The sequence below is a fragment of the Blautia sp. MSK.20.85 genome (genome assembly GCF_013317245.1).
GTDB lineage: Bacteria > Bacillota > Clostridia > Lachnospirales > Lachnospiraceae > Blautia_A.
Genome location: NZ_JAAIUN010000008.1, coordinates 1 through 26,075, shown reverse-complemented (window position 1 = coordinate 26,075; position 26,075 = coordinate 1). Strand labels below are relative to the sequence as shown.

The 26,075-nt window shown below is 42.1% G+C and carries 23 protein-coding genes, 1 tRNA gene and 1 pseudogene; 21 read left to right on the top strand and 4 right to left on the bottom strand.

Annotated features, from left to right (window positions below):
- Positions 1-328: 328 nt before the first annotated feature.
- Positions 329-835 carry a hypothetical protein gene (locus G5B12_RS06360; protein ID WP_174087935.1) on the bottom strand — a complete coding sequence of 169 codons (507 nt, stop codon included), beginning with the start codon at positions 833-835 and terminating at the stop codon, positions 329-331.
- Between the two features lie 197 nt (positions 836-1,032).
- Here G5B12_RS06360 and G5B12_RS18500 point away from each other — a divergent pair, with 197 nt between their 5' ends.
- From G5B12_RS18500 to G5B12_RS06350, 3 genes are read left to right on the top strand one after another with little or no spacing between them, the layout of a single operon-like run.
- Complete coding sequence (locus G5B12_RS18500) at positions 1,033-1,218, top strand: hypothetical protein (RefSeq protein WP_442859960.1); 186 nt, start codon at positions 1,033-1,035, stop codon at positions 1,216-1,218.
- Positions 1,130-1,498, top strand: coding sequence for an HD-GYP domain-containing protein (locus G5B12_RS06355; RefSeq protein WP_244096053.1), 369 nt, complete (start codon positions 1,130-1,132; stop codon positions 1,496-1,498). Before G5B12_RS18500 ends, G5B12_RS06355 begins: the two co-directional genes overlap by 89 nt.
- Positions 1,476-2,318, top strand: a complete 843-nt coding sequence (locus G5B12_RS06350) for a helix-turn-helix domain-containing protein (protein ID WP_021976400.1) — start codon at positions 1,476-1,478, stop codon at positions 2,316-2,318. The genes G5B12_RS06355 and G5B12_RS06350 overlap by 23 nt, the downstream gene beginning before the upstream one ends.
- Positions 2,319-2,390: 72 nt before the next feature.
- Here G5B12_RS06350 and G5B12_RS06345 read toward each other — a convergent pair whose 3' ends face one another.
- Positions 2,391-3,254, bottom strand: coding sequence for an AraC family transcriptional regulator (locus tag G5B12_RS06345; RefSeq protein WP_119247972.1), 864 nt, complete (start codon positions 3,252-3,254; stop codon positions 2,391-2,393).
- 199 nt (positions 3,255-3,453) lie between these two features.
- On the opposite strand from G5B12_RS06345, the gene G5B12_RS06340 reads away from it, so the two are divergent.
- From G5B12_RS06340 to G5B12_RS18495, 6 genes and pseudogenes are all read left to right on the top strand, one after another.
- Positions 3,454-6,492: a glycoside hydrolase family 2 TIM barrel-domain containing protein gene (locus G5B12_RS06340; RefSeq protein WP_174087934.1), complete on the top strand. Its 3,039-nt coding sequence runs from the start codon at positions 3,454-3,456 to the stop codon at positions 6,490-6,492.
- 167 nt (positions 6,493-6,659) lie between these two features.
- The gene (locus G5B12_RS06335; protein WP_110102505.1) at positions 6,660-8,057 is read left to right on the top strand and encodes an MFS transporter; all 1,398 of its coding nucleotides are present in this window, start codon (positions 6,660-6,662) and stop codon (positions 8,055-8,057) included.
- A 351-nt stretch (positions 8,058-8,408) separates the two neighbouring features.
- Positions 8,409-9,209 (top strand): helix-turn-helix transcriptional regulator, encoded by an 801-nt coding sequence (locus G5B12_RS06330; RefSeq protein ID WP_119247974.1) that lies wholly within the window; start codon positions 8,409-8,411, stop codon positions 9,207-9,209.
- A gap of 161 nt (positions 9,210-9,370) precedes the next feature.
- Positions 9,371-9,645 (top strand): annotated as a pseudogene (locus tag G5B12_RS06325) (TIGR01457 family HAD-type hydrolase); the annotation flags it as partial.
- 13 nt (positions 9,646-9,658) lie between these two features.
- Positions 9,659-10,225, top strand: a complete 567-nt coding sequence (locus tag G5B12_RS06320) for an IS630 family transposase (protein ID WP_174087933.1) — start codon at positions 9,659-9,661, stop codon at positions 10,223-10,225.
- The gene (locus tag G5B12_RS18495; protein ID WP_442859961.1) at positions 10,182-10,361 is read left to right on the top strand and encodes a tyrosine-type recombinase/integrase; all 180 of its coding nucleotides are present in this window, start codon (positions 10,182-10,184) and stop codon (positions 10,359-10,361) included. The genes G5B12_RS06320 and G5B12_RS18495 overlap by 44 nt, the downstream gene beginning before the upstream one ends.
- Before the next feature lie 274 nt (positions 10,362-10,635).
- Here G5B12_RS18495 and G5B12_RS06310 read toward each other — a convergent pair whose 3' ends face one another.
- Positions 10,636-11,559, bottom strand: a complete 924-nt coding sequence (locus G5B12_RS06310) for a LysR family transcriptional regulator (protein WP_118062160.1) — start codon at positions 11,557-11,559, stop codon at positions 10,636-10,638.
- Between the two features lie 166 nt (positions 11,560-11,725).
- On the opposite strand from G5B12_RS06310, the gene G5B12_RS06305 reads away from it, so the two are divergent.
- From G5B12_RS06305 to G5B12_RS06290, 4 genes are all read left to right on the top strand, one after another.
- Positions 11,726-12,409: an RraA family protein gene (locus tag G5B12_RS06305; RefSeq protein WP_021976156.1), complete on the top strand. Its 684-nt coding sequence runs from the start codon at positions 11,726-11,728 to the stop codon at positions 12,407-12,409.
- Positions 12,410-12,491: 82 nt separating this feature from the next.
- Positions 12,492-13,220, top strand: a complete 729-nt coding sequence (gene pxpB / locus G5B12_RS06300) for a 5-oxoprolinase subunit PxpB (protein WP_021976157.1) — start codon at positions 12,492-12,494, stop codon at positions 13,218-13,220.
- 16 nt (positions 13,221-13,236) lie between these two features.
- On the top strand, positions 13,237-14,187 hold the full coding sequence (locus G5B12_RS06295; RefSeq protein WP_021976158.1) for a biotin-dependent carboxyltransferase family protein: 951 nt from the start codon (positions 13,237-13,239) through the stop codon (positions 14,185-14,187).
- 104 nt (positions 14,188-14,291) lie between these two features.
- Entirely contained in the window at positions 14,292-15,257 is a 966-nt protein-coding gene (locus G5B12_RS06290; RefSeq protein WP_021976159.1) for a D-2-hydroxyacid dehydrogenase, read from the top strand.
- A 654-nt stretch (positions 15,258-15,911) separates the two neighbouring features.
- On the opposite strand, the gene G5B12_RS06285 is transcribed toward G5B12_RS06290, so the two are convergent.
- A tRNA-Tyr gene (locus G5B12_RS06285) sits at positions 15,912-15,993 on the bottom strand.
- Positions 15,994-16,187: 194 nt separating this feature from the next.
- Between G5B12_RS06285 and fba the strand changes: the two genes are divergently transcribed.
- The 8 genes from fba (at position 16,188) to G5B12_RS06245 (ending at position 25,880) form a co-directional block, all read left to right on the top strand.
- Positions 16,188-17,051 (top strand): class II fructose-1,6-bisphosphate aldolase, encoded by an 864-nt coding sequence (fba, locus tag G5B12_RS06280; protein ID WP_118071041.1) that lies wholly within the window; start codon positions 16,188-16,190, stop codon positions 17,049-17,051.
- Positions 17,052-17,327: 276 nt separating this feature from the next.
- Positions 17,328-18,656: an ABC transporter substrate-binding protein gene (locus G5B12_RS06275; RefSeq protein ID WP_147603320.1), complete on the top strand. Its 1,329-nt coding sequence runs from the start codon at positions 17,328-17,330 to the stop codon at positions 18,654-18,656.
- Positions 18,657-18,774: 118 nt separating this feature from the next.
- Complete coding sequence (locus G5B12_RS06270) at positions 18,775-19,623, top strand: carbohydrate ABC transporter permease (protein WP_243004399.1); 849 nt, start codon at positions 18,775-18,777, stop codon at positions 19,621-19,623.
- Positions 19,623-20,459, top strand: coding sequence for a carbohydrate ABC transporter permease (locus G5B12_RS06265; RefSeq protein ID WP_021650827.1), 837 nt, complete (start codon positions 19,623-19,625; stop codon positions 20,457-20,459). Before G5B12_RS06270 ends, G5B12_RS06265 begins: the two co-directional genes overlap by 1 nt.
- 89 nt (positions 20,460-20,548) lie before the next feature.
- Positions 20,549-22,087 (top strand): response regulator transcription factor, encoded by a 1,539-nt coding sequence (locus tag G5B12_RS06260; protein WP_174087932.1) that lies wholly within the window; start codon positions 20,549-20,551, stop codon positions 22,085-22,087.
- Positions 21,978-23,765 (top strand): sensor histidine kinase, encoded by a 1,788-nt coding sequence (locus G5B12_RS06255; protein ID WP_244096052.1) that lies wholly within the window; start codon positions 21,978-21,980, stop codon positions 23,763-23,765. The genes G5B12_RS06260 and G5B12_RS06255 overlap by 110 nt, the downstream gene beginning before the upstream one ends.
- The gene (locus G5B12_RS06250; RefSeq protein WP_174087931.1) at positions 23,755-25,458 is read left to right on the top strand and encodes an extracellular solute-binding protein; all 1,704 of its coding nucleotides are present in this window, start codon (positions 23,755-23,757) and stop codon (positions 25,456-25,458) included. Before G5B12_RS06255 ends, G5B12_RS06250 begins: the two co-directional genes overlap by 11 nt.
- A 146-nt stretch (positions 25,459-25,604) precedes the next feature.
- Positions 25,605-25,880, top strand: a complete 276-nt coding sequence (locus G5B12_RS06245; RefSeq protein ID WP_021976163.1) for a metal-sensing transcriptional repressor — start codon at positions 25,605-25,607, stop codon at positions 25,878-25,880.
- The last annotated feature ends 195 nt before the right edge of the window (positions 25,881-26,075 follow it).

Genomic DNA, 26,075 nt, shown 5'->3' with positions numbered 1-26,075 from the left:
ATAATAACAGCTAAGGAATGTGGTGAGATTCCAAGTGGCAAAGTGAAAGCCCTCAGAGTTGCAGCTCTGGGGGCTTTCTTGCTCGTTACGGTGAGTTATTCCGTTTAGGCTGTTGCTGCCTATCGTCTACCGTCCAGCCGTTTGCATATGTAGTAGCTAACTACGCCTGCTACAACGGAGACAAGAAATGTGGTGAGAATTTCTTCCATCGTGGCCACCTCCTTTCTGCTGGAGGTTCGACAGCTCTTTTAGTATAGCATGGTTTAGAACAATTTTGAATATATAAAATTACCCGGTGCAAATTAATGTACCGGGAGGTTTTTACGAATTAAAAATAGTTCTTTTTTCTATTCCTGTAAAATTGATAATCATTCTTATAGTAAGAAGGAGAATGAGGCAATTCCTTTTCGTATTTTTCTAGAAAGTTAGGTGATAATTTGTAATCATAAAATTCCGCAAGTTTTATTAAAAATCCCTCTAGTATCTTTTCGGGTGAATAGCCTAGAATAATACTGGAATTATCAATTTCGCGGATTTCTTCAAGACGACGGGAGATGATTTTTATTATCTTTTTGCGAGGAATATCAAAATAGTGTTTTTCAATAAATTCAATTAGTTGTTGAATCATATTTTGAGCTAAATCTGGATCATTTCCACAAGAATCGTAACGATTAATTTCATCTGCTATTATTTCGTCGAATAGATATACTATTCGATTTTTTAATATTCTTTTATCTGCGATTTCTTTTCTATAGGCATATGTATAACATGAATCGATAAGAACTGGTATTTCTGTTTTAACTACAATTGTGCTATTTTCAGAACTGAATAACAAAATGTAAATTAAAGAATAGAACTATAATCTGCCGGACGACGGCAAAAGAAAAAAGCCGTCGCAGAGCAGAGGTATCTTCACGCGCCATTTCTAAATTACGGCGGCTTTGATTTTCAGAGCCGCCGCTTTCTTTTTGCCTATCGGCAAGTCTACGACGACCCGAACACTGTAAAAATACGGCGGCTAATGGCGGCTATATGCTGGAAAAACGACCGGAAGAAATTTCTCTTATGGATGTTATTAACTGTACAGAGTCAACAATGGCAATCAGCAGATGCCTGGAGAAGGACGGATATGGAACAGGAACTGCGGAAGAAAGAAAAGAATATCACGAAACAGTATTGGGATATGGTTTCTCTGCTTGTTGCTGTATTGAATCATAATAATCTGGTGGAAACAGAACATCAGGATGATATTAGTTTTTACATGGAGCAGGTTTATCGCCAACTGCAGAAGAATTATCCGGAATATGGAATTACCGAAGAAGAGATTGAAAATGTATCGCACCTTGCACCAATCCATGATATTGGTAAAATCCGGGTATCGATAGAAATATTGAATAAAAATGGGAAATTAACGATAGATGAGATGGAAGTCGTGAAACAGCATCCAATTTGCAGAAAAAAGAAAAAAACTTGGTATGACTCAAAAACAGCTTGCTGAGAAACTGGGTAAGAGTGATAAGTCAGTTTCCAAATGGGAACGTGGGATTTGTTTACCAGATGTGTCTGTGTATTTAGAATTATGTGAAATATTAGGCATCAGTCTAAATGAATTTTTGGCAGGTGAAGATATTGAGGTAACTAATGTAGAAAAAAAATCGGAAGATACACTGATACAGATATCAAAAGATAGTAGTCATAAACAGCGTTATTTAAAGAAGATTATTGCTGTACTTCTTATTGCTGTGGGAGTATTTGCTATTACTCTTGGAATCATGGTATGTAATAAATTGCGGCAACCACAAAATTATATAGAAGCAGTAGATCCGGATAGTGTAGAAATGAAAACGGCTGAATTGTTGTCCGGAATTGATGGAACCATGATGTTTCGATACAATTCAAAAGATACATTTCAAGCATTATACGTTTACTTGTCAGAATATCATTCTGGAAAACGAGTTTCTCATAAACGAGTTTTGGAACTTTCCTATGAGGACGTGAAATCTGCAAAAAATGGATTGATTGTCATCACTCCGGATTTTGATAATTTTACTGCAAAGCTTATTGCAGCAGATGAATATTCAAAATATATGACAGAAACGCCAATCTTGGAAGGTGTTGCAAACAGAGAATATTATGGAAGATCTGCGACCTCTATAGAGAACAAAAGCACGATAGAGTACGGAACAGAGCAAGGATTGGCAGCACTGATCTATGGCGAACAAGGAGTGAGTTCGTTGCCGATACAGGACATTACAGGAGAATACATAGATACAGATAATGAATATATGTATTATTATTCGGCTGAGTTTGTAAAATAAGAATAGCAAAAGTGAGAAGAGGATATCACAAATCATTGTTTTGATAATTCGGTGGTATCCTCTTTGTGGATTTCAGAATTTGTTTCTCAGCTTTCGGTATTCTCTCGGCGAATATCCTTTCAACTTGTGAAAAAGTCGGCTGAAATAAAGCTGGTTATCATATCCGACAATCTTAGAAATCTCATTGATGGAATAAGTTGTTGTTTCTAGTAACATCTGAGCATTGTTGATGCGGATTCCCACAATGAATTGCATTGGTGTAGAACCGGTATATTTTTTGAAATTTCGGATAAACCAGCTGACACTCATGCCTCGTGAGGCAGCATAATCATCAATATTGATATTTTGATTGTAGTTTTCACTGAAAAAGGTAACAGCATTATCCATCTCATGATCAAGGTATTCATTTTTTAATATGTGCTCTCTTGTCAGTTCCCGGTGGAAACTGATCAGAAGATGACGTAGCAAAAGGACAAGCATTTCCTCATAATTGTCTTGACAGCGTTGCAGCTCGATAATGATACGCTTGAAAATTTGTTCATATTCATTAGATGTACCCACTTGAAAGACACGTTCTTTATCCGGAAATCCATATTGACGTAAGATATTTTTTACATTGCTTCCTGTGAAGTGAATCCAGTATACTTCTGTCTTATCTTCTCCGTAATATTCATATTTTTGGAGTTCTTTCGGTCTGTACAGTACAATGCTGCCGGCTGGAACAATCGTTTCATTATTTACATTATCAAAATGAAAATGCCCACAACCAGCAGTGATATATATAATCTGATAATCCAGACGACCCTTTGGACGGTAGGTCGGAAGTTTGGGATGTCTGGAAAGACGGTAAGTACCACAGCTACCGACAATCAGCGGACGACTTTTGTCTTTGAAATCCATATGTGAGTGGTTCAAATAACCGGTGTTCAAATACATAGGACAGCACCTCTTTTCGCACTTTTTATCATTGTATCATTTAGTGCATATTTTGTCTAATCCAATTCATAGACATATTTTGCGAATTAGGATAAGCTATATATAACATAACTAAGGAACGTAAACAAAAAGTAAAGTATAAGGTTTGCTTTAGGAAAACAAAGAACAAAAAAGTATATGTATTGGAGGAGAGTTATTTATGATCGTACCACGTTATTATGAAAATCTAAGCGTACTGCACGAAAACACAATGCCAGCCAGAGCCTATTATATTCCGGCATCCAGAAGAATGGATAACTTGGTGGAACACAGAGAAGAGTCAGATCGTATGCAGTTATTGAATGGAACTTGGAAATTCCAGTATTTTAACAGCATCTATGACATTCAGGATTCTTTCTTTGAGAAGAATTATGATACAGAAAATTTTGATGAGATTCAGGTTCCAAGTGTATGGCAGATGGCAGGATATGATACACACCAGTATACAAACATCCGGTATCCGTTTCCGTTTGATCCACCATATGTGCCACAGGACATTCCGTGTGGAGCCTATGTACATACTTTTGAGTACAGTAGAGATGAGAATGCGCCAAAATCTTTTTTGAACTTTGAAGGAGTAGACAGTTGCTTTTACGTATGGATCAATGGCTCTTACATAGGATACAGCCAGGTTTCGCATATGACCAGTGAGTTTGATGTTACCGATGTACTTCAGGATGGAACGAATACGGTGGCAGTGTTGGTAATGAAGTGGTGTGATGGTTCCTATTTGGAAGATCAGGACAAATTCCGTATGAGTGGTATTTTCCGGGATGTGTACATTTTGAAACGCCCAAAAGAGGCAATCAGTGATTATCATATTAAAACAAGAATTGAGGATATGCTTGCGAAAGTAGAAATTGAAATGAAATTCTACTCTCCGTTAAATGTAAAAATTTCGATTGAAGATAGAAACGGAGCAGTTGTAGCACTAGGAAGTATTGCTGAAGAAGGAACAGCTGTATTAGAAATCGCAAGTCCGGAACTTTGGAATACAGAAAATCCATATCTATATAAACTGATTCTTGAAACAGAGAATGAAGTAATTGTAGATCACATTGCATTAAGAAAGATAGAGATTAAAGACCAGGTTATTTATTTAAATGGACAGAAGATTAAATTCCGTGGTGTCAATCGACATGATTCTGATCCGGTTACTGGATTTACAATCAATCCGGAACAGATTACAACCGATCTTACGTTAATGAAGCAGCATAATTTTAATGCGATCCGTTCCAGCCACTATCCGAACGCACCATTTTTCTATGAAATGTGTGACAAGTATGGATTCATGGTAATAGATGAAGCAGATATTGAAGCTCATGGTCCATTTATGATCTACAGAAAAGAAGACACTGATTACAATCGGTTCAAACGATGGAATGAGAAGATTGCAGATGATCCGGTATGGGAAGAGGCAATCGTTGATCGCGTAAAACTCATGGTGGAACGTGACAAAAACCGTTTCTGTATTGTTATGTGGTCAATGGGAAATGAGAGTGCTTATGGCTGCAACTTTGAAAAAGCACTGGAATGGACAAAGAATTTTGATCCAGACCGTATCACACAATATGAGAGTGCAAGATACCGTAATTATGATGAAACATATGATTACAGCAATCTGGATGTGTACAGCCGGATGTACCCAGCGCTTTCCGAAATTCAGGAATATCTGGATAAAGATGGAAGCAAACCATTCCTTTTGGTAGAGTACTGTCACAGCATGGGAAACGGACCTGGAGATTTTGAAGATTACTTCCAGATGATTCAGGATAATGATAAAATGTGCGGCGGCTTTGTCTGGGAATGGTGTGACCATGCGATTGCTCATGGAACTGCTGAGAATGGAAAGACTATATATGCTTATGGGGGCGACCATGGCGAAGAAATTCATGATGGCAACTTCTGTATGGATGGATTAGTATATCCGGACAGAACGGTACATACAGGACTTTTGGAATACAAGAATGTTTATCGCCCGGCAAGAGTTATTTCCTATAACAAAGAAAGCGGAGAACTGGTGCTTCATAACTACATGGATTTTGATGACTTGAAAGATTATGTGAAGATTAGTTATGAGCTGACACAGGATGGTCTTGTGATCAGCAAAGGCATACTTCCGGAGTTTTCTGTGGCACCACATGGGGAAGGAAAAACAAACCTGAAGATCAATGTTCCAGAGAATGGGAAATGTTATTTAAAACTTATTTACCATCTGAAAAAAGAATTGCCACTGTTGGATGAAGACCATATTCTTGGATTTGATGAAATTGAGGTAAGTAAAGAGGATACAAAATGTAAACTTGCAGAGAAATGGATACCAAAAACAGTAGTGGACTCTGAATTACAGGTAAATGAAAATGATACACAGATTCATATCAAGGGGCGTGAATTTGCTTATACCATAGACAAACGTACTGCACTCTTTACAGAGATGAAATTCGCAGGGCGGGAATACTTGAACCATCCGATGGAATTAAATATTTGGAGGGCACCAACAGATAATGATATGTACATCAAGTCTGAATGGAAGAAAGCCCATTATGATAAAGCTTATACAAGAGCTTACACGACAGAGGTCGTGCAGGGAAAGCATGGTGTGAAAATTACAAGCCATGCATCCGTTGTGGCAGAGACAGTACAGAAGATTCTTGATGTGACGATCACATGGAAAATAGAAGCTGCTGGAAAGATTGATGCAGATATTGCAGTAACAAAAGACGATGAATTCCCGGATCTTCCGAGATTTGGTGTGAGGATGTTCCTGGATAAAAAACTTTCAGCTGTAAGATACTTTGGAATGGGACCACAGGAAAGTTATTGTGATAAACATCAGGCTGCGAGCCACGGTTTGTATCATGCAAATGTAGATGATTTGCATGAGGATTATATTCGCCCACAGGAAAATGGAAGCCATTATGATTGTGAATATGTAGAGCTTAACAACAGCCGATATGGAATTGTGGCATCCGCGGAAAATGCCTTCTCATTCAATGCTTCTTATTATACGCAGGAAGAACTTGAGAAGAAAACGCATAATTATGAACTGACAGAATCAGATAGTGTAGTATTTTGCGTTGACTACGCATTAAATGGCATTGGTTCTAATAGTTGTGGTCCAGTTGTATTGGATCAGTACCGATTTGATGATGTATTATTCCGGTTCCAGTTTACGCTGATACCGTATGTAAAGGGATAATAAAGTTTCATGTAACTCGTAAACAAAGAAGGATAGTCTGATTGCAATGTAAAGTCCGGATATACAGAGCAATCAGACAAAAACAGAGAAAAAAATATAATTAGACATCATACGGTTAGACATATTGAGATTCTAAGTGCGATGAAGATGAGGAGCAAAGAAATTCGATGGAAGAAAAAAAGTATTTGAAATGGTATAACAAAATTGGATATGGATCAGGTGATATTGCAGGTAATGTAGTCTACGCCTTCCTGACATCTTTCATGATGGTCTATCTGACGGACTCAGTAGGACTTGCTGCAGGTGTCGTAGGTACCCTGATTGCCGTATCAAAACTATTTGATGGTTTTACGGATATATTTTTTGGATCAATGATTGACAAAACACACAGTAAAATGGGAAAAGCGAAGCCATGGATGCTATACGGATACATTGGTTGTGCCATTACGCTGGTCTGCTGCTTTGCAGTACCAGTCAGCTTTGGAACAACGGCTAAATACGCATGGTTCTTTATCTCTTATACACTGTTAAATGGTGTGTTTTATACAGCAAACAATATTGCTTACTCAGCACTTACGTCACTGATTACAAAGAACAGCAAAGAGCGTGTGCAGATGGGATCTTACCGTTTTATTTTTGCGTTTTCAACAAGTCTTCTGATTCAGGCGATTACAGTTGGATTTGTAGATAAATGTGGTGGAGATGCTGCGGCATGGAGAACGGTTGCTATTATCTATGCAATCATTGGTCTTGTCATAAATACAATTTCAGCACTTTCTGTTAAGGAACTTCCTGAGGAAGAACTTAACGAAGGAGAAGTAAAGGATGATAATGAAAAGTACGGAATGGTACAGGCATTCAAGCTTCTTGTTAAAAACAAATATTACATGATGATTTGTGGAACATATATTTTACAGCAGTTATATAGTGCCATGATTGGAGCTGGCATTTATTACATGACATGGGTACTGAAAAATAAGAATTTGTTTGGACAATTTGCATGGGCAGTAAATATTCCACTGATCATTGCCCTGATTTTCACACCGACATTAGTTGGTAAGTGGAAAGGTATGTATAAACTGAACTTAAGAGGTTATGTCTTAGCAGTCATCGGTAGAGCACTTGTTGTTGTTGCAGGATATATGGGCAGTGTTCCGCTGATGATGGCATTTACAGCTCTTGCAGCCTTAGGTCAGGGACCATGGCAGGGAGATATGAATGCAGTTATCGCATCCTGCTCTGAGTACACTTATCTTACACAGGGAAAGAGAATTGACGGAACGATGTACTCTTGTACTTCTCTTGGCGTAAAAATCGGTGGAGGTATTGGAACCGCTGTTGTTGGATGGCTGCTTGAGTTCAGTGGATATATCGGAACAAATGCAACTCAGCCGCAGTCTGCACTTGATATGATGCAGTTTATGTATCTTTGGCTTCCGTTAATCTTTGATGTATTGATTATGTTTGTACTTTCAAGAATGAATGTAGAAGATGCAAATAAAAAACTGAAAGCAGAAAAAGAAATTGCTGCAGATGAAGTAACAGATGCATCAGACATAAATTAGAATTGACAGGAGAAAGCGTTGTCTGGTCATTGCTCGATGAGACAGTGCTTTTTTCTATATATAAAGTGATTGAACTGTATTTTGAAAATAAAAAAGGACCACTTCATTTTTGTGAAATGGCCTTAAGAAAATATTCAGTTTTCACAAAATAGTCCTTTTAGTATTTATACATGGTAAGGATGCTCAAAATATTCAGTGTAGAATACTAAAAGGTCATTAAGATATTTTTTTAGGTTGCTCATTTGCAATTCCTCCTTTCCTTATTTACAAGTTGATTATAAGATAGGTGTAAAAGGATTGCTTGCCAAATCGAAAGAAGATATAGACAAATGTTGCAAAGGGGAGTATTTCATGCAGTTAAAATATGTCGACACAAAAGAGGAGATCATAGCAATAAATAGGAAGTCAAAACATATTGAACCACATCTTCATAATGCACTGGAGATCGTTTGTGTAACAAGTGGAGCATTAGAACTTGGTGTCGGACAGGAACTATACCATATGGAAAAAGGAGATATAGGCTTTGTATTTCCAGATGTTATTCATCACTATCAGGTACTGACACCCGGTGTAAATAAAGCGACTTATCTGATTGCATCGCCATTTACGATAGCCAAATTTGCAGATATCATGCAATCCATGGCTCCTGAATACCCAATCATCAAAGCGGAAAAGGTTGAACCGGAGGTATATAGGGTTATAAATGCAATTTTAGAGACAGAACAGTCGGATATTACTGTTGCACAGGCATATCTTCAAATTGTGTTGGCACGCTGCATAGGAAAATTAAATTTGGTAGAAAAGAGCAGTGTGGGGAGCAACGATCTTATTTACCAGACAGTTTCCTATATATCAGCAAATTTCAAGAAGAAGTTTTCGTTGGAAGAGATGGCAAAAGACCTGGGCGTGAGCAAATATGTTTTATCCAGACTCTTTTCCAAGACATTCCATAGAAACTTTAATCAATATCTTAACGATGCAAGGCTGAACTATGCATGCCATCGTTTGGAAAATACGAGTGATTCTATTACAAACATTTGTCTGGATAGTGGATTTGAAAGTCAGAGAACATTTAACCGAGTATTTAAAGAAAGATATAAAATATCACCGAGTGATTATCGGAGTATTTGTGTGAAAGAGATGTTGTCATAAAAGGTTCTGTTGATAGAAATATTTACTTTGATTTCACAGTACTATGTATTTGATTTTATGTGTGGATGATATAATATAAAAATATTTGTAGAAAATAGCGCTTTATTTTATTATGAAAAGAGTAAGGTGTATTCTAAAGAAACAAGAAAGGCAGGGCGCATATGAACATGATAAAATCCATAATCGATTTTAATGAAAAAAAGGATTCATCTGTGATATGGATGGTGTGATCTATCATGGCAATCAGATATTGCCAGGTGTTCCAGAATTCATCCAGTGGTTGCATGATGAAAAGAAAGAATATTTGTTTTTGACAAATAATAGTGGATATACACCACGAGAATTAAATCAGAAACTGGCTAGGATGGGACTTGATGTGCCAGAAGAACATTTTTATACCAGTGCATTGGCAACAGCCGCATTTTTAAAAGAACAGAAGCGTCCCCGGTGTGCAGAGAAAACGCAGTCAATGGATAGAAACTATATCTGGTGCAAATGCAGAACATCAAATATATCTCGATGAAAGCGGTATTAATACGAACCTCACAAGACACTATGCACATGCAGTACATGGGAAACGTGCCATGGATGCTACTCCGATCAACACGCCTGCCGGAACAACTGTTTTGTCATCCATCCGGCTTAACGGCAGTCTGGTATATACTACGTACCAAGGTGGAACAACTGCACAGCGATTTCGTGAATATATGGGAAAACAATTGATACCGAGCTTTGAGAAAGACGATGTTGTAATCATGGATAACATGCGTTCTCATCATGCCAAAATAGTGATGGAACTTTTAGACAAGGCAGGGATCTCCTATCTATATTTGCCACCATACAGTCCAGATTTGAACCCTATTGAAAAAATGTGGTCAAAAATGAAATCCTTTCTCAGAAAGAGGAAAGTCCGTGTTGCTGCTGAACTACCTGAGGCTGTAAAAGCGGCCTTAAAAACAATAAGTACGAACGATTGCAAAGGGTGGTTCCGCGCATCTGGAATTTGCGTTAATTAAGAGGATAGCTATAGATATCAAAGTTTTACAAATGATCATGGGACATAGTGACATAAGCATTACAATGAACATATACAATCACGTAGATGCTGCAAGAGTACAGAATGAAATGAAAAAGCTTGAAAATGTAATGTAATAATCAGAGCCATTCCCTTTATTGGGCGTGGCTCTTTTATGACAATTTTTGTGACAAATAAAAGAAAATAGACGCAATCAGACGAAATATTGTTTTGTATGGAAATGCTGAAAATCCTTGTAAACAAAGGGTTCTTGATATATGATGAAACAAGTCGAGGCCCGTTGTTGCTTTTTGTGGCGAAAAGCGGTGGATGAATCATCCTGGTATATAATATAAGAAGAAACGGTAAAGCAGAGAATGTTCCTGTGACAGGCTTATGCTTGCCGTTTTTTTATTTCTGACGTTCCCATACCTGACCGATCGGGAAAGAAGGAGTGGATTCTGCGAGGAAGTCTTCCAGTGCATTTTCGAAGAATTCCACAGCTCGTTTACTGGTGGATTTTGGATATTTATGTTTGATTTTATAGCAAACACGGTTTGGCGGCGTGTTTTTCAGCTCACTGATAAAAAGAGGCCGGTAATGAGAAAGCTCCAGGATCACAGACTGTGGTGCGACCATCCAGTTTCCCGGCTTTTTCCAGAGACGGTCCAAAAGTGTGATGGTATCTGCTGCAATGTGAGGTCTGGATGCGGAGGAAAGCCAGCGGTCATGCCATATCTGATAATTGTCGTCCCAGCTTAAAAACAGCTCCAGGGATGGATCCAGCTCATCAGTATGTATTGCCGGAGCAGAAATGGCTGGCTGATCTGATTGTATCAGATAAAGCTTTTCTTCAAAGATTTTCTCTGTTATGATATTCTTGTAATGTAATTTGTGGTAGACAAATCCGATATCAATGCTGTGTTCTCCAAGAAGTCCGTAGAGCTCTGATGAGTGGTGGGATTCAATGTTCAGGTCCAGCTTGGTCTGTTCATTTAAGATCCTGTCATACAGAGGTGCGAAGACAGCAACATTCAGACTGTCTGTACAGCCGATGGTAAGCAGCAGGGAATCCTGGTTGCGCTGCAGTTCCATGGTTTCTTTCCAGAGAGACATCCAGCGTTCCGCAAGGATGATAAAATCAGTTCCCTTGGCAGTAAGTTCCACCTGTTTATGGCCTTTCTGGCGGATCACAAGGGGAAAACCAAGTTCATTTTCGAGGGAAGTAAGCCGGTGGCTGACAGTAGGCTGCGAAAGAAAAAGAAGATCCGCTGTACGCGTGATGCTTTTTGTGTTAACAATGGTGAGAAATGTTTCAATTTCAGCAAGATTCATATGATCAGCTCCTTTTCTTATGTATATCTATGGAAATAAAGAGAATTTCAAAACAATATAAAAATTATTTATATTATACAGAGAAATTATTCGTTATTCAATAGTAAGCTTGTATGATATGATAAATACAACTTAAAAAGAAAATCAAAAGAAGAGAGGTTTTCATATGTCATTAGGATGTAGAATCAGACGAAACTTTGAAAGACCGTCAAAAGAATTAGTAGAAGCATTCCGTGGAATTCCGGTTGCAAATATTGATGATAACTGTGGAAGAATCGCTGCTGTAGATTCCAGCATTTATCCGCTGAACCCGAAGGCAAGACTTCTGGGAACCGCATTTACAGTAAACGCACCGGCAGGAGATAACCTTCTGTTCCACAAAGCTCTGGATATGGCTCAGCCAGGAGATGTTATCGTTCTTGCAAATAAGGGAAGCATGAGCAGAGCACTTTGTGGTGAGATCATGAGCAATTATGCAAAATCCAGAGGAATCGCAGGAATCATCATCGACGGATGTGTTCGTGACAGCTACACATTAAGCCAGATGGATTTCCCGGTATATGCAAAAGGCATCACACCAAACGGACCATACAAAAACGGCCCGGGAGAGATGAACTTCCCGGTATCCTTCGCAGGAATCGTGATCAATCCTGGTGATATCATCGTAGGAGACTCTGATGGACTTCTGGCAATCAAACCAGATGAGCATACAGCAGAGCTTGCTGAGATTGCAAGAAACTATCATGCAGGCGAAGAAAAACAGCTTGAGGGAATCCTGACACGTGGTGAGTGGCCGCGTCCATGGGTTGATGAAGCTCTTAAAAAAGTCGGATTTGAATTTGTAGACTAACCGAATAAAAGATACATGCAGGAAGGTCTGTCACCACGTATGACGGGCCTTTTTGTCAAATAAAGAACGGAGGTATATCTGAATGGATGTGAAGTTCCTGATCGCAGGAGACAGAGCAGTTTCCGTTGAATTCGGCAGCGTGATCAGTCTTGAGGTAAATGCCAAGGTACGTGCGCTGGATGAAAAATTAAAAGAATCTCCAATTGAAGGCATGGTGGAAACAGTTCCTACCTACTGTGCGCTGATCGTACATTACCGCCCGGAGGTGATCCGTTATTCCAAACTGGTGGAAGAACTGGAAAAGAGAATTGCGGACATGCATGAAGTTTCCACAACAACGAAGAAGGTAGTAAAAGAGATCCCGGTTTATTATGGCGGCGAGACCGGACCGGATCTGGAATATTGCGCAGAGCTTGAGAATACCACTACGGAGGAGATCATCCGCAAGCATTCCCAGCATGAGTACTATGTATATATGCTTGGTTTTGCACCGGGACATCCGTATATGGCCAGATTTGATGAGCCGTTCAGCTTTAAGAGAAGAACTTCTCCGCGAGTGAAGATCCCGGCGAGATCCATCGTAGTTCAGCTGGCACTGTCTGATTTTATTCCTTTTGAGCAGCCTTGTGGATGGAATATTATCGGAAGCACACCTCTTGATATCTGCAATTTTGCAAAGGAAGATCCGTTCCTTGTACGTGCCGGTGACTGGGTAAAACATGTTCCTGTCACAAAAGCAGAGTATGATCAGATCCGAAGAGACGTGGAAAACGGTACCTATAAAGTGAAAACCTATACGCCACAGGATTGAGAACGGAGGTCATGATATGGGAATTACAGTTGAAAACGGCGGGATCCTGACCACTGTTCAGGACGAGGGAAGATTCGGAAATCAGGCATTTGGTGTTTCCACATCCGGTGCCATGGACCCGCGTGCTTTCCACATTGCCAATCTGCTGGTAGGCAATAAAAAAACAGAGGGTGCTCTGGAGATGACTTTTATCGGACCAACCCTTACTTTTACCAGTGATAATATCATAGCGGTGACAGGTGGAGATCTGACACCGATGCTGGACGGACAGCCTTTCCCGATGTATAAGGCAGTTCTTGTAAAAAAAGGCCAGAAGCTGATGTTTGCAGGTGCCAGAAACGGCAGTCGTGGATATATCGCTTTTGCAGGCGGTCTGGATATTCCCCTTGTGATGGGAAGCAAGTCCACACTTCTTCGTAACCACATTGGTGGTGTTGAGGGAAGAAAGCTGGAAAAAGGTGACACCATCGAGTTTACCGCACCAAGGACAGAGCTTCCGAATATGGAACTTCGTCAGGTTCCGGCGGAAATTTATCCTTCTGATGAGGTGGTTCTCCGTGTGGTTCTGGGACCCCAGGAGAATGAGTTTACAGAAGAGGGCGTCCGCAAGTTTTTCTGGTACAGCGGTACTATTACCAATGAGTTTGACCGTATGGGATGCCGTATTGAGAGAGAGCCGGTAGAGCATGCTGGTGATGGCAACATCAATACAGATGGTATTTCCATGGGATCGATCCAGGTTCCGTTAAACGGACAGCCGATCATTATGCTGGCTGACCGTCAGAGTACAGGCGGCTATCCGAAGATCGGTACTGTGATCACGGTGGATTTTGCAAAGATTGCCCAGGCCCGGCCTGGACAGAAGATCCGTTTTATTGAGGTGAGTCTGGATCTTGCTCAGGATCTGTATATCCGTGAGCTGAATGAGCTGAATGCTCTGGATGAAAGACTGAATTCAGATTGCTGATCAATCTGAATTCATGAGCAAGTAGCGAAAGCGGATTGCGAAGATCCGCTTTACAGATTAATCATACATACCACAAAATTTTTTTAAGAAAGGTGAGTACGAATATGAAGATTGTTGTATTGGATGGCTACACAGAGAACCCTGGAGATTTAAGCTGGGACGCATTAAAAGAGCTTGGAGAGGTTACTGTTTATGACAGAACTTCCTATGAGGAATCCCCGCTGATCGCTGAGCGTATCGGAGACGCTGAGATCGTTATCATCAATAAAACTCCGATCTCCAAAGAGACAATTGACAAATGCCCGAATATCAAGCTGATCGCTGTTCTGGCTACCGGCTATAATGTAGTGGATTACAACTATGCAAAAGAAAAAGACATTCCGGTTGTAAATGTGCCTACCTACGGAACCCAGATCGTTGGTCAGTATGCTCTTGGCCTTCTTCTTGAGATCTGTTCTCACTATGGTCATCATGATGAGACTGTTAAGGCTGGTAAATGGGAAAATAATGCAGACTGGTGCTACTGGGATTATCCGATGATCGAGCTTTATGGAAAGACTGCCGGTATCATTGGCCTTGGTAGAATTGGACAGGCTACTGCCAAGCTTCTGAATGCGCTGGATATGAAGGTTCTTGCTTATGATGCTTATCAGAGTGAGGCTGGCGCAAAGCTTGCTGAGTATGTTTCTCTTGACGAGCTGTTTGCACAGTCTGATGTAATCTTCCTTCACTGCCCACTTTTCCCGGAGACAGAGGGTATGATCAATAAAGAGAATATCGCGAAGATGAAGGATGGTGTTATCCTTATCAACAACAGCCGTGGTCAGCTGGTTGTTGAGCAGGATCTTGCGGATGCTCTGAACAGTGGCAAGGTTTATGCTGCTGGTCTTGATGTTGTTTCTACTGAGCCGATCAAAGGGGATAACCCGCTTCTTAAGGCTAAGAACTGCATCATCACTCCGCATATTTCCTGGGCTGCGCAGGCTTCCAGACAGAGAATTATGGATATTACGGTTGATAATATCAAGGCTTTTCTGGCTGGTAATACAGTTAACAGAGTTAATAAATAAGTATTTTTCGATGTTTCGATTTCCTATGTATGATGTGTGAGGGAAAGGCGGCTGTCTCGGTTTGGGGTGGCCGTCTTTTTCTGTGCATGGAAGGAGTGTGCGCAGGGTGGAAGGAGCGTACGCTGGGATGGTGGAACGAACGTACGCCGGGGATGTGACATCGGTTCGGGCAGGGCTCCGTCGGCGGATACTGCTAAGGCTCCGTGAATCGGCTAAAATCATTGTGCCAGGGGCTGAACTCGCCTTCGGCTCAAACAGCAGCCCCTGGCACAATAACGCCGATTCCCGCAGCCCAAGCAGTATCACACCTCCTCCACAGCAGCCCGAACCGATGCCACATCCCCGGCTGAAACTCCAACCGCAAGGGACGGAAGCGGACGTTTGCGTCCTGTCCTGAATTGTGAAAACGTGGCTGTATCGGCATAACGCCTCACATGCAACACCGAAGAATACAGCAACCAGTTCGGCACAGCGTCCCACGTCCAACACCGAAGCATACAGACAAAAGTCAACACCCTCCCGTCCTCCACAACCAAGAACTCCTTAAAAAAGGCCCAGGGGTGTGCAGAGGGGCGCGGCCTTGTGCCCCTTTGCGGTTTCCTTTTTCACAAAAAAATAGCCCCTACATCTCAAAGATATAAGAGCTAAATTCGCTGGATGGAGAAGGATTCGAACCTTCGAAGGCGGTGCCAACAGATTTACAGTCTGCCCCCTTTGGCCACTCGGGAATCCATCCGTGAACAACAAATGTATTATATATAACATTTGATAAAATTGCAAGCTTTTTCTCAAAAAAAATAATAATTCCCACAGCATCAGCATTTTTGGTAAAATACTGGACTTACCAAAGGAAATCTGCTATTATGAGTACGGTTGGATATAAAGGACACGGTTTTTCCGTATCCTAATACAGGTTAGGAGGATTTTATCATGTTAGTAAACGCAACAGAAATGCTGAAAAAAGCAAAAGCAGGCCATTATGCAGTTGGTCAGTTCAACATCAACAACCTTGAGTGGACAAAAGCTATCCTTCAGACAGCTCAGGAGCTCAACTCTCCTGTAATCCTTGGTGTTTCCGAGGGTGCCGGTAAATATATGACAGGTTATAAGACTGTTGTAGGTATGGTTAACGGTATGATGGAGGAGCTGAACATCACTGTTCCGGTTGCTCTTCATCTTGACCACGGCAGCTACGAAGGATGCCTGAAATGTGTTGAGGCTGGTTTCTCTTCCATTATGTTCGATGGATCTCATTATCCGATCGATGAGAACGTAGCTAAGACTAAAGAGCTGGTTAAGATCGTTGCTGAGCACAACATGTCTCTTGAGGCAGAGGTTGGTTCCATCGGCGGCGAGGAAGACGGTGTTATTGGTATGGGCGAGTGTGCTGATCCTAAGGAGTGCAAGATGGTTGCAGATCTTGGAATCAACTTCCTTGCAGCTGGTATCGGTAACATCCACGGAAAATATCCGGCTAACTGGAAAGGCTTAAGCTTTGAGACTCTGGATGCTATTCAGCAGCTGACAGGAGATATGCCGCTTGTTCTTCACGGTGGTACAGGTATCCCGGCAGACATGATCAAGAAAGCAATCAGCCTTGGTGTTTCCAAGATCAATGTTAATACAGAGTGCCAGCTTGCATTTGCAGAGGCTACACGTAAATACATTGAAGAGGGTAAAGACCTGCAGGGTAAAGGATATGACCCACGTAAGCTTCTTGCACCTGGCGCAGAAGCAATCAAAGCTACTGTTAAAGAGAAAATGGAGCTTTTCGGATCTGTCAATAAAGCATGATGAATCGAAAATAATATATGAAAGAAGCCGGAATGGGAGCAAGCCTGTTCCGGCTTCTTTTTTCATGATAAAATGTCAATATTTTCACTATATAAAAAAATCAACATGTTTCTTGGTTTTTTTATATAGTGAAAATGACCTCTTCGATTTACAATAACATCAAGTTAATCGAGAAGCTGATTTGAAGCTTATCGGTCAGAGATATGCAAAAGGGACGTTTTAAGCATATCTTCAGAACAAGTTGAATATCATTTAAGGTAAAGGAGAGGTACGATTATGAGAATGAAAAAAGCAACAGCATTTGGTCTTGCAGCATTAATGGCAGCTACCATGATCCCGGCAGTTCCGGCTATGGCAAAGGGGGATGACAGTGAAGGTTCTGTTTACTATCTGAACTTTAAACCGGAGCAGGCAGATCAGTGGTCAGATCTGGCAAAGAAATACACCGATGAGACTGGTGTACCGGTTACCGTTGTTACAGCTGCTTCCGGAACTTATGAGTCTACTCTGAAATCAGAGATGGCCAAGGATGAGGTTCCGACACTGTTCCAGGTTAACGGACCGGTTGGACTTGCATCTTGGAAGGATTATTGCTATGACCTGAAAGACAGCGATGTTTACAAAAATGTGGAGAGTGACGATTTCGTACTGAAGGATGACAGCGGTGCAGTTGACGGTATCGCATATGTAATTGAAACATATGGAATTATTTACAACAAAGCGCTTCTTAAGAAATATTGTGAGATGGATGGCGCTGTGATCAAGTCTGCAGATGAGATCAACAATTTTGAGACATTAAAGAAGGTTGCAGATGATATCCAGGCTAAGAAAGATGACCTTGGAGTTGACGGTGCATTTACTTCCGCAGGCTTTGATTCTTCCAGTGACTGGCGATTCAAAACACATCTTGCAAACCTTCCGATCTATTATGAGTACAAAGAAGACGGAATCACATCCACAGATGCGATCAAAGGAACCTATCTTGACAACTTCAAGAACCTGTTTGACCTTTATATCACAGATTCTACCTGTGAGCCAAGCCTTCTTTCCAGCAAGACTATCGATGATGCAAATGCTGAATTTGGTCTTGGAGAGGCTGTGTTCTATCAGAATGGAACCTGGGCTTATGATAACATCAAAGATAACGAAGTAGCAGATGAGGATATGGGAATGCTTCCAATCTACATTGGTGTTGATGGTGAAGAGGACCAGGGACTTTGCACAGGCAGTGAGAACTACTGGTGCGTAAATAAAAAAGCAGATGAGAAGGATATCCAGGCAACTCTTGATTTCCTCAGCTGGGTTATCACAAGTGATGAAGGAAGAGAATCTATAAGCCAGGAAATGGGATTTACAACACCATTCAAGACCTTTGATGAGAATTATGAGTCTGCAAATCCGCTTGTAAAAGCAGCCGACGAATATGTAAAAGCTGGTAAAACTCCGGTTTCATGGAACTTTACAACCATGCCTTCTGAAGAGTGGAAAAACCAGGTCGGCAGTGCAATGCTTGAGTATGCACAGGGTACCGGCGAGTGGGATGCTGTGAAAACTGCATTTGTTGATGGATGGGCAAAAGAGTACAAAGCAGCAAATGAAGGCTGATAAGGTATAACTGAAACGTGATCACGAAGGGGTGGGCGGTTTCCGCCTGCCTCTTTCAATGAAGGGAGGATGCGTAAAGTAGGGAAGGATGCATCCTCAGGAGAAAGGAAGAGAAAACATGCAGAATAAGATGATGAAAAAGTATTTTCCGGTTTTTGTCCTGCCTACCCTGCTGGCATTTACCATTGGATTTATCGTTCCCTTTATCATGGGCGTATATCTTTCCTTCTGTAAATTTACCACAGTAACGGATGCAAAATTCGTGGGATTACAGAACTATGTGAAGATTTTTACTGAGGATGGAACCTTTGGACATGCATTATGGTATACTACTGCATTTACGGTTGTATCAGTTGTTCTGATCAATGTGATCGGTTTTGCAGTTGCGTTGCTTCTGACCAAGAAGATCAAAGGAACCAATATATTCCGTACTGTATTTTTTATGCCAAACCTGATCGGTGGTATCATCCTTGGTTATGTATGGCAGCTTCTGTTAAACGGTCTGCTTCTTCAGATCAATAAAACACTTACATATTCTTCTGTTTACGGATTCTGGGGCCTTGTGATCCTGATGTGCTGGCAGCAGATCGGATATATGATGATCATTTACATTGCAGGTATCCAGAATATCCCGGGTGAGCTGATCGAGGCTGCACAGATCGATGGTGCAAACAAAGGACAGCTTCTGAAAAATGTGATCATTCCTATGGTCATGCCGTCCATCACCATCTGTACTTTCCTGACACTTACCAACTCCTTCAAGCTTTTTGACCAGAACCTTGCTCTTACAAATGGTGAGCCTTCCAATATGTCAGAGATGCTTGCACTGAATATTTACAATACCTTCTATGGACGTACCGGATGGGAAGGTGTAGGACAGGCGAAGGCCGTGATCTTCTTTATCCTGGTTGGAGCAATTGCCATGATCCAGAATCGTCTCACAAGAAGTAAGGAGGTACAGCAGTAATGAATAAAAAAGTAAAATTCAGCGGTCTGTGGACTGCGATCCTGAGTGTGGTATCTGTTGCTTATATTTTCCCGATTCTTCTGGTTTTGATCAATTCTTTTAAGAAAAAAGCATACATCAGCCGTTATCCTTTTGCAATCCCGACGGATAAAATGTTCGTAGGTCTGGAAAACTATGTAAATGGTCTTACAAAAACCGGATTTTTCCAGGCATTTGGATGGACATTATTTATCACAGTATTTTCGGTTGCGGTAATTCTGCTCTGTACCTCCATGTGTGCCTGGTACATCAACCGTGTTACCAACACGCTGACAAAAACCATGTACATGCTGTGTCTGTTTTCCATGGTCGTACCATTCCAGATGGTAATGTTTACTCTTTCCAAGATCGCAAACATTCTGAAGCTGAATACTCCGTGGGGACTGATCATCATTTATCTTGGATATGGAGCAGGACTTGCGGTATTTATGTTCAGCGGTTTTGTAAAATCCATTCCGATCGAGATCGAGGAAGCTGCCATGATCGATGGCTGTACCCCGATCCAGACATTTTTTAAAGTAGTTCTTCCGGTTATGAAACCGACCTGTGTAACGGTTGCGATCCTGGAAACCATGTGGATCTGGAACGATTATCTTCTTCCGTATCTGGTACTTGATATCAAGAAATACAAGACTATTTCCATTGCCATCCAGTACCTGAAAGGTGGTTACGGAACCATTGATATGGGAGCAATGATGGGTGTTCTGGTACTTTCCATCATTCCGATCATTGCCTTTTATCTTGCATGCCAGAAATACATCATTGAAGGTGTGGTTGCAGGAGCGGTTAAGGGCTGACAAATCAGTTGAATAATGTTAAAATGAAAGAAAAACGGCCTGATCTGCGTGTCTTTACGTGGATCAGGCCATATTTGGCGAGGTGGGGAATGTACAGAGTTTTGGTGGTAGATGACGAAAAACTGGAACGGGAGGGAATCCGATTTCTTCTGTCCATGGAAGAAGGTGAATGGGAAATTTATGAGGCAGCCAATGGCAAGCTGGCATTAAATGAATTGAGAAAGCATCCTGTAGATCTGATGCTGACAGATATCAAGATGCCCCATATGGATGGTCTGGAGCTTTCAAAAAAAGCAAGGGAGGAATATCCGGATCTGGAAATTATCATTTTCAGCGGTTATGGAGATTTTGCTTTTGCCCAGGAGGCGATCCGTTATGGTGTGACCGATTACGTGCTGAAACCGGTGGATCCGGACCGCTTTCATGACACCATACAGAAAATTCAGAAAGAGATCGCATCACGGAAAAATAAAGAGCAGCAGTCCATAAAAGAAAAAAGTTTTCTTCAACAGTATTATCTTCAGAGTTATCTTTATTCTGGTGACCGGGAACGTCTGAAAGAAGCGGAAGGGATTGTGGATTTTGCCATCTGGGAGCAGTGGCACTGTGCAATCCTTATTGAATCCGATGAATCTTTTTTTGATTCTGCCAGTGATGAGGTGCCTCTTGAGATCCAGGCAGAACTTCGCCGGTCTTTTTTCTATCTGAATCTCAATGGCCGTCAGTCCCTGCTTCTTTTTAAAGATGTGTACTGCGATTATACCCTTGTGGCAAAAAATGTCTACAGTCTTCTGAAACGCCTTCATCCTGCCCGTTTTCACCTGGCTGTAAGCCGGCGTTTTGACGGATACCGGGAACTGCCGGGGATCATGGAACAGCTGGAGCAGCAGATGGAAGAGAAATTTTATCATCCGGACATCCATATTTACACCAGCGAGGAAGAAGAGGAAAAAAATACCGGAGAGGAAGAACAGGATTCCAGACTGATGGAAAAAATTTCAGAAGATATTTCCAGAAAAGATGTGAAACAGCTGTGGAGCCATTTTCACAGCCTGGCATCCAAATATCAGTCCAACACCCAGTTTTCTGCCATGTATGTGAAATTTGTTTTTTCCAATGTAATACGGGAACTGTTTCAGGAGAACCGTTTTGCGGGAGAGCACAGGCTGGATCTGGAAGTGGATCATCTGTATGGCTGTTCGACCATTCAGGAGATCATTGAAGTTACGGAGAAAAATATCCGCCAGTACGAAGCGTTTCTGGAGCGTTCCATGAGCGAATCAAGAGATGAGGTGGCAGCAGTGAAAAATTATATCTACAATCACTATGCGGAAGATCTCAATCTGGAAACCCTGGCGGAAAAAGTATATCTTTCTTCGGGCTATCTCAGCTTTATTTTCAAAAAAGAAACCGGAATGAACCTGAACCGTTTTATCCGTGTGTTCCGCATGGAAAAAGCCAAGGAACTTCTCTGCACTACCAATATGAAGGTAGCCATGGTCAGCGAGAAGGTAGGATTTGCCAATTCTTCGTATTTCTGCCGGAGCTTCCGGGAATATTACGGAAGCAGCCCGGAATCCTACAGGAAAGGAAACAATGAGGATGAAGAGGCTTCTGAAGAAGTATAACGATATGAAATACCGGTACAAGCTGACCATTCTTCTTGTAGTGGTTTCTCTGGTACCGATGACTGTTCTTGCGCTTTACAGCCACAGCCGTATGAGCAGTCTTGTCCGGAAGAATGAGATGGAAGATATGTATTCCATTCTGGAACAGACCCGGGAAAATATTGACGGGCAGATTGAGATTTATGCCAGTCTTCTGAATTATCTTACTTATTCCCCGGAGATCCAGGAGGTGATCCAGAATAAAGACATGGACCGTTATACTGCCTATGAACAGTATACGGAAGTGGTGGATCCGCTGCTTACAGTGCCAAAATCCTATCACGAAGCGATTCTTGGGATTCAGCTTTTTGCGGAAAGCATTCCCGTGCGTCATGAATATACCCTGGCTCCGCTCTCGGAAGTAGAGGGGGAATGGTGGAGTGACAAACTGGATGACAGTGTGACAGTTCAGTGGATCGTGGACCGGGACAACCGCCAGATCGCAGCAGTCCGGGAAATTTACGATGGGAAGACGCGGGAAGCTGTTCTCTGTATTACGCTGGATTATGGAAAAGTATTCCGTCCTCTTGCCAATATTATTGAACGGAATTCCGGCGGCCTTGTGGTAGATAACCGCCAAAATATCGTTTATCATGGAGAAAACCTTGCAGCCAGTGATATTTCCGCACAGAAAGAAACCGGAAAAATGCTGGACCGTCTGCGGGAAGAATATACCTATGTCAGCAGCAGCGGCCATGAGACAAGGTGGACATATTATTTTTACAAGCCGCCAGCAGTGATCGAGAGTTCGGTTTCCAAAGTGCTGATCAGTGAGATTCCGCTGATCGGATTTTGTGTTGTGATCATTATCGTACTGGGAATGACGTTTTCCACATTGTTCACCAGAAAGATCGAGCAGCTTACCAGAAATATGGAACAGGTGAATCAGGGAAGCCGTGAAGTTACAGTTTACAGTGATTCCAGAGATGAAGTGGGACAGCTGGTAAGAAGTTTCCGGCATATGATGGATGAGATCAATCGTCTGATCGAAGAGGTTTATGAAAACAAGATTGCTTTGAAAGAATTTGAGCTGAAAGCCCTGACTGCTCAGATCAATCCGCATTTTCTTTATAATTCTCTTTCTATTATAAACTGGATGGCAATTAAAAGCCGACAAAAGGAGATCAGCCGTGTGACCCTGGCATTGTCTACGTTTTATCGGACTGCATTGAGTAAAGGGGCGGATATGGTGACTGTGGAAAACTGTATCCGGAATATCGAGGCGTATCTGGAAATCCAGCTGATCATGCATGACAATGATTTTAAAGTGGAGTGGAGCGTTGATCCGTCTGTGCAGCAGGAACTGGTTCCGAAGCTTGCCTTGCAGCCTATCGTTGAGAATGCGCTGGAACATGGGCTGGACGTGAAGGAAGAAGGAGAAAAGATCCTGAGGCTTTCTTTCTTTGAAGAAGCGGGCGATGTGGTGATCCGTGTGGAAGATAACGGAATGGGCATGGAACAGGAGCAGGCAGAGAAACTGATCACCTATCAGGCAAAAGGCTATGGTCTTAAAAATGTCAATGATCGTATGTGTATTTTATATGGAGAGGATTATGCCATCCGGATCCTGAGCAAAGTAGGGCAGGGAACAAGAGTGGATATGAGGATTCCGAAAGAGGTGAAAAAAGATGAGACGTAGTCCGAGAAAAACGTTGCTGTTTTTTAGTGCGATACTGATCTTGACACTTCTGGCGGGGTGTTCTTTTGGGACCGGGGGAATGAAAAAAACAGACGGAGATGTTTCATCTGTAAAAGACCGTGAGAATTGGGATATAGCGGAAACTTCGCCTCTGGGGAAATATCCGGAGCTTGTAACCTATACACTGGGACAGATGAAGGGAACCAATAATTCCAATCTCCCGGAAGGGCAGACTTATGAAGATAATGCTTATACCCGGTATCTGAAAAAGACATTGAATGTTCAGAATAAGAATATTTTTATGGAGAGCGAGGAGCGGTACGACGAAGCTCTGAATATCCTGGTCAAAGACCGGAATCTTCCGGATATTTTTCTGGTATCGGACAGGGAGACTCTGGAAGAACTGGTTGAGAATGATCTGATCGAAGATCTGACGGAAGTATACAAAAGCTGTGCTTCCGATAAGATACAGGAGATGTATGAAAGTTATGGAAAAGAGCTTCTGGCATCTGGAACATTTGACGGGAAGCTGTTTGCGCTTCCGGAGACTGCGATTGATGACGGATCGCAGCTTTTGTGGCTGAGGCGTGACTGGATGGAACAATTGGGAGTGAAAGAGCCGAAGACCCTGGACGAGGCGCTTTCTGTGATCCGTGCGTTTCAGGAGAACCGGATGGGGGCAGAAGAGGGCGAAGATCCTGTGGGTCTTGTCTGTGATCCGGGTCTTGTGGGTACGGTCAGTACCAGTTATTCGGTGGACTCTGTGTTTGAAATGTTCGGTGCGTATCCCCAGCAGTGGATCAAAAATGCAGATGGAGAAATTGTCTATGGATCACTGACGGAGGAGACAAAAGAGGCTCTGGGGTATTTAAGGGAGCTTTATAAGCAGGGGATCCTGGATCCGGATTTTGCACTGCGTGCACAGAATAACATCCGGGATCTTGTGGTGAATGGAAAGTGCGGGGCGTTTTTTGGCCTCTGGTGGACTCCCAATAATCCGCTTATGGATGAGTATAGGAAGAATAAAGAGACTGACTGGGAACCGTATTATCTGACTGCAGATGCAAAACGGACGGTGGAAGTGTATTCTACGTTCTGGGACAGTAAGTATGTGGTTGTACGTAAGGGATATGAACATCCGGAGATCGTGATGAAGATCCTGAGCGTGCTGTTTGATTATTCCAGGTATGAAGCGGAGGATGCGGATGAGGTGAACAGTTATTTTGCCCTGAACGTGGATCCTACAGCGCGTCCGCTGATGATCAATGTGGATTATAATGAGGCTACTTATATGGTGACGAAGCATATCCGGGAGGCGCTTTACAGCCCGGGGAATGCAAAGACGAGAGAGGATCTCAGTGCGATTGAGGCTTCTTATTTTGATGCGTGTAAGGAGTATCTTGAGGCGGAGGTGCCTTCGGTAGAGGCCTGGGCGGCGTATAAGTCCAGGATCTCGGCGGTGGGGCTTCTGGTGGATGCGAATTACCGTGCTTCAGAGAAGAAGTATCTGGGGGATGGTGACGGAGAGATTCCTCAGACTTTGCGTTTGCTGGAGAAGAACGCGTTTATTCAGATTATTATGGGGAAAAAGCCGGTGAGTTCTTTTGATTCTTTTGTGGAGGAATGGTATCGTAAGGGTGGGGACAGTCTTACGGAACGGGTGAGGAAAGGAATTATGATTTGTGAGAAATGAGATGGTGTACAGATGCTTTTTGTGAGGTGTGGTGAAAAACTTGACAAGGTGTTGCGGGGTCTTTAATATAAAAGTGACAGGGACAGTCAGTGGTGTGGATGCGCGGATGTCTGTTGACTGTGACTTTTGATATTGGAGGTAATAATATGAAGCAGTGTATGGACTCGGAAAATATTCACAGGAGACTTAAGAAGATTGTTGGTCAGGTTCAGGCAATTGATCGAATGGTGGATGAGGATATTCCGTGTGAGGATATTTTATCTCAGATCAATGCGGCGAAGTCGGCTTTGCATAAGGTTGGACAGGTTGTGCTTGAGGGGCATATCCAGCATTGTGTGAGAGATGGTATTGAGCATGGGGATGCGGATAAGACGATTGAGAATTTTACTAAGGCTGTGGAGAGGTTTGCGAATATGAAGTAGGGGATTTTTTTGCTGGGGTGTAGGGATTTTGGTTGTGTGAGAGTTTGCAGGGAGTGTGCGGAGCTTCCTGCTTTTTTTGTGGCTGGAGGGACGCTGTCGGGGGAACTGCTAAGGTTCCGGAAGGTGGAGAGAAAGGCGGACGCCAGAGGGAGAGGATATCGGCCCGGGCAAGGACTCCGTCGGGGGATACAACTA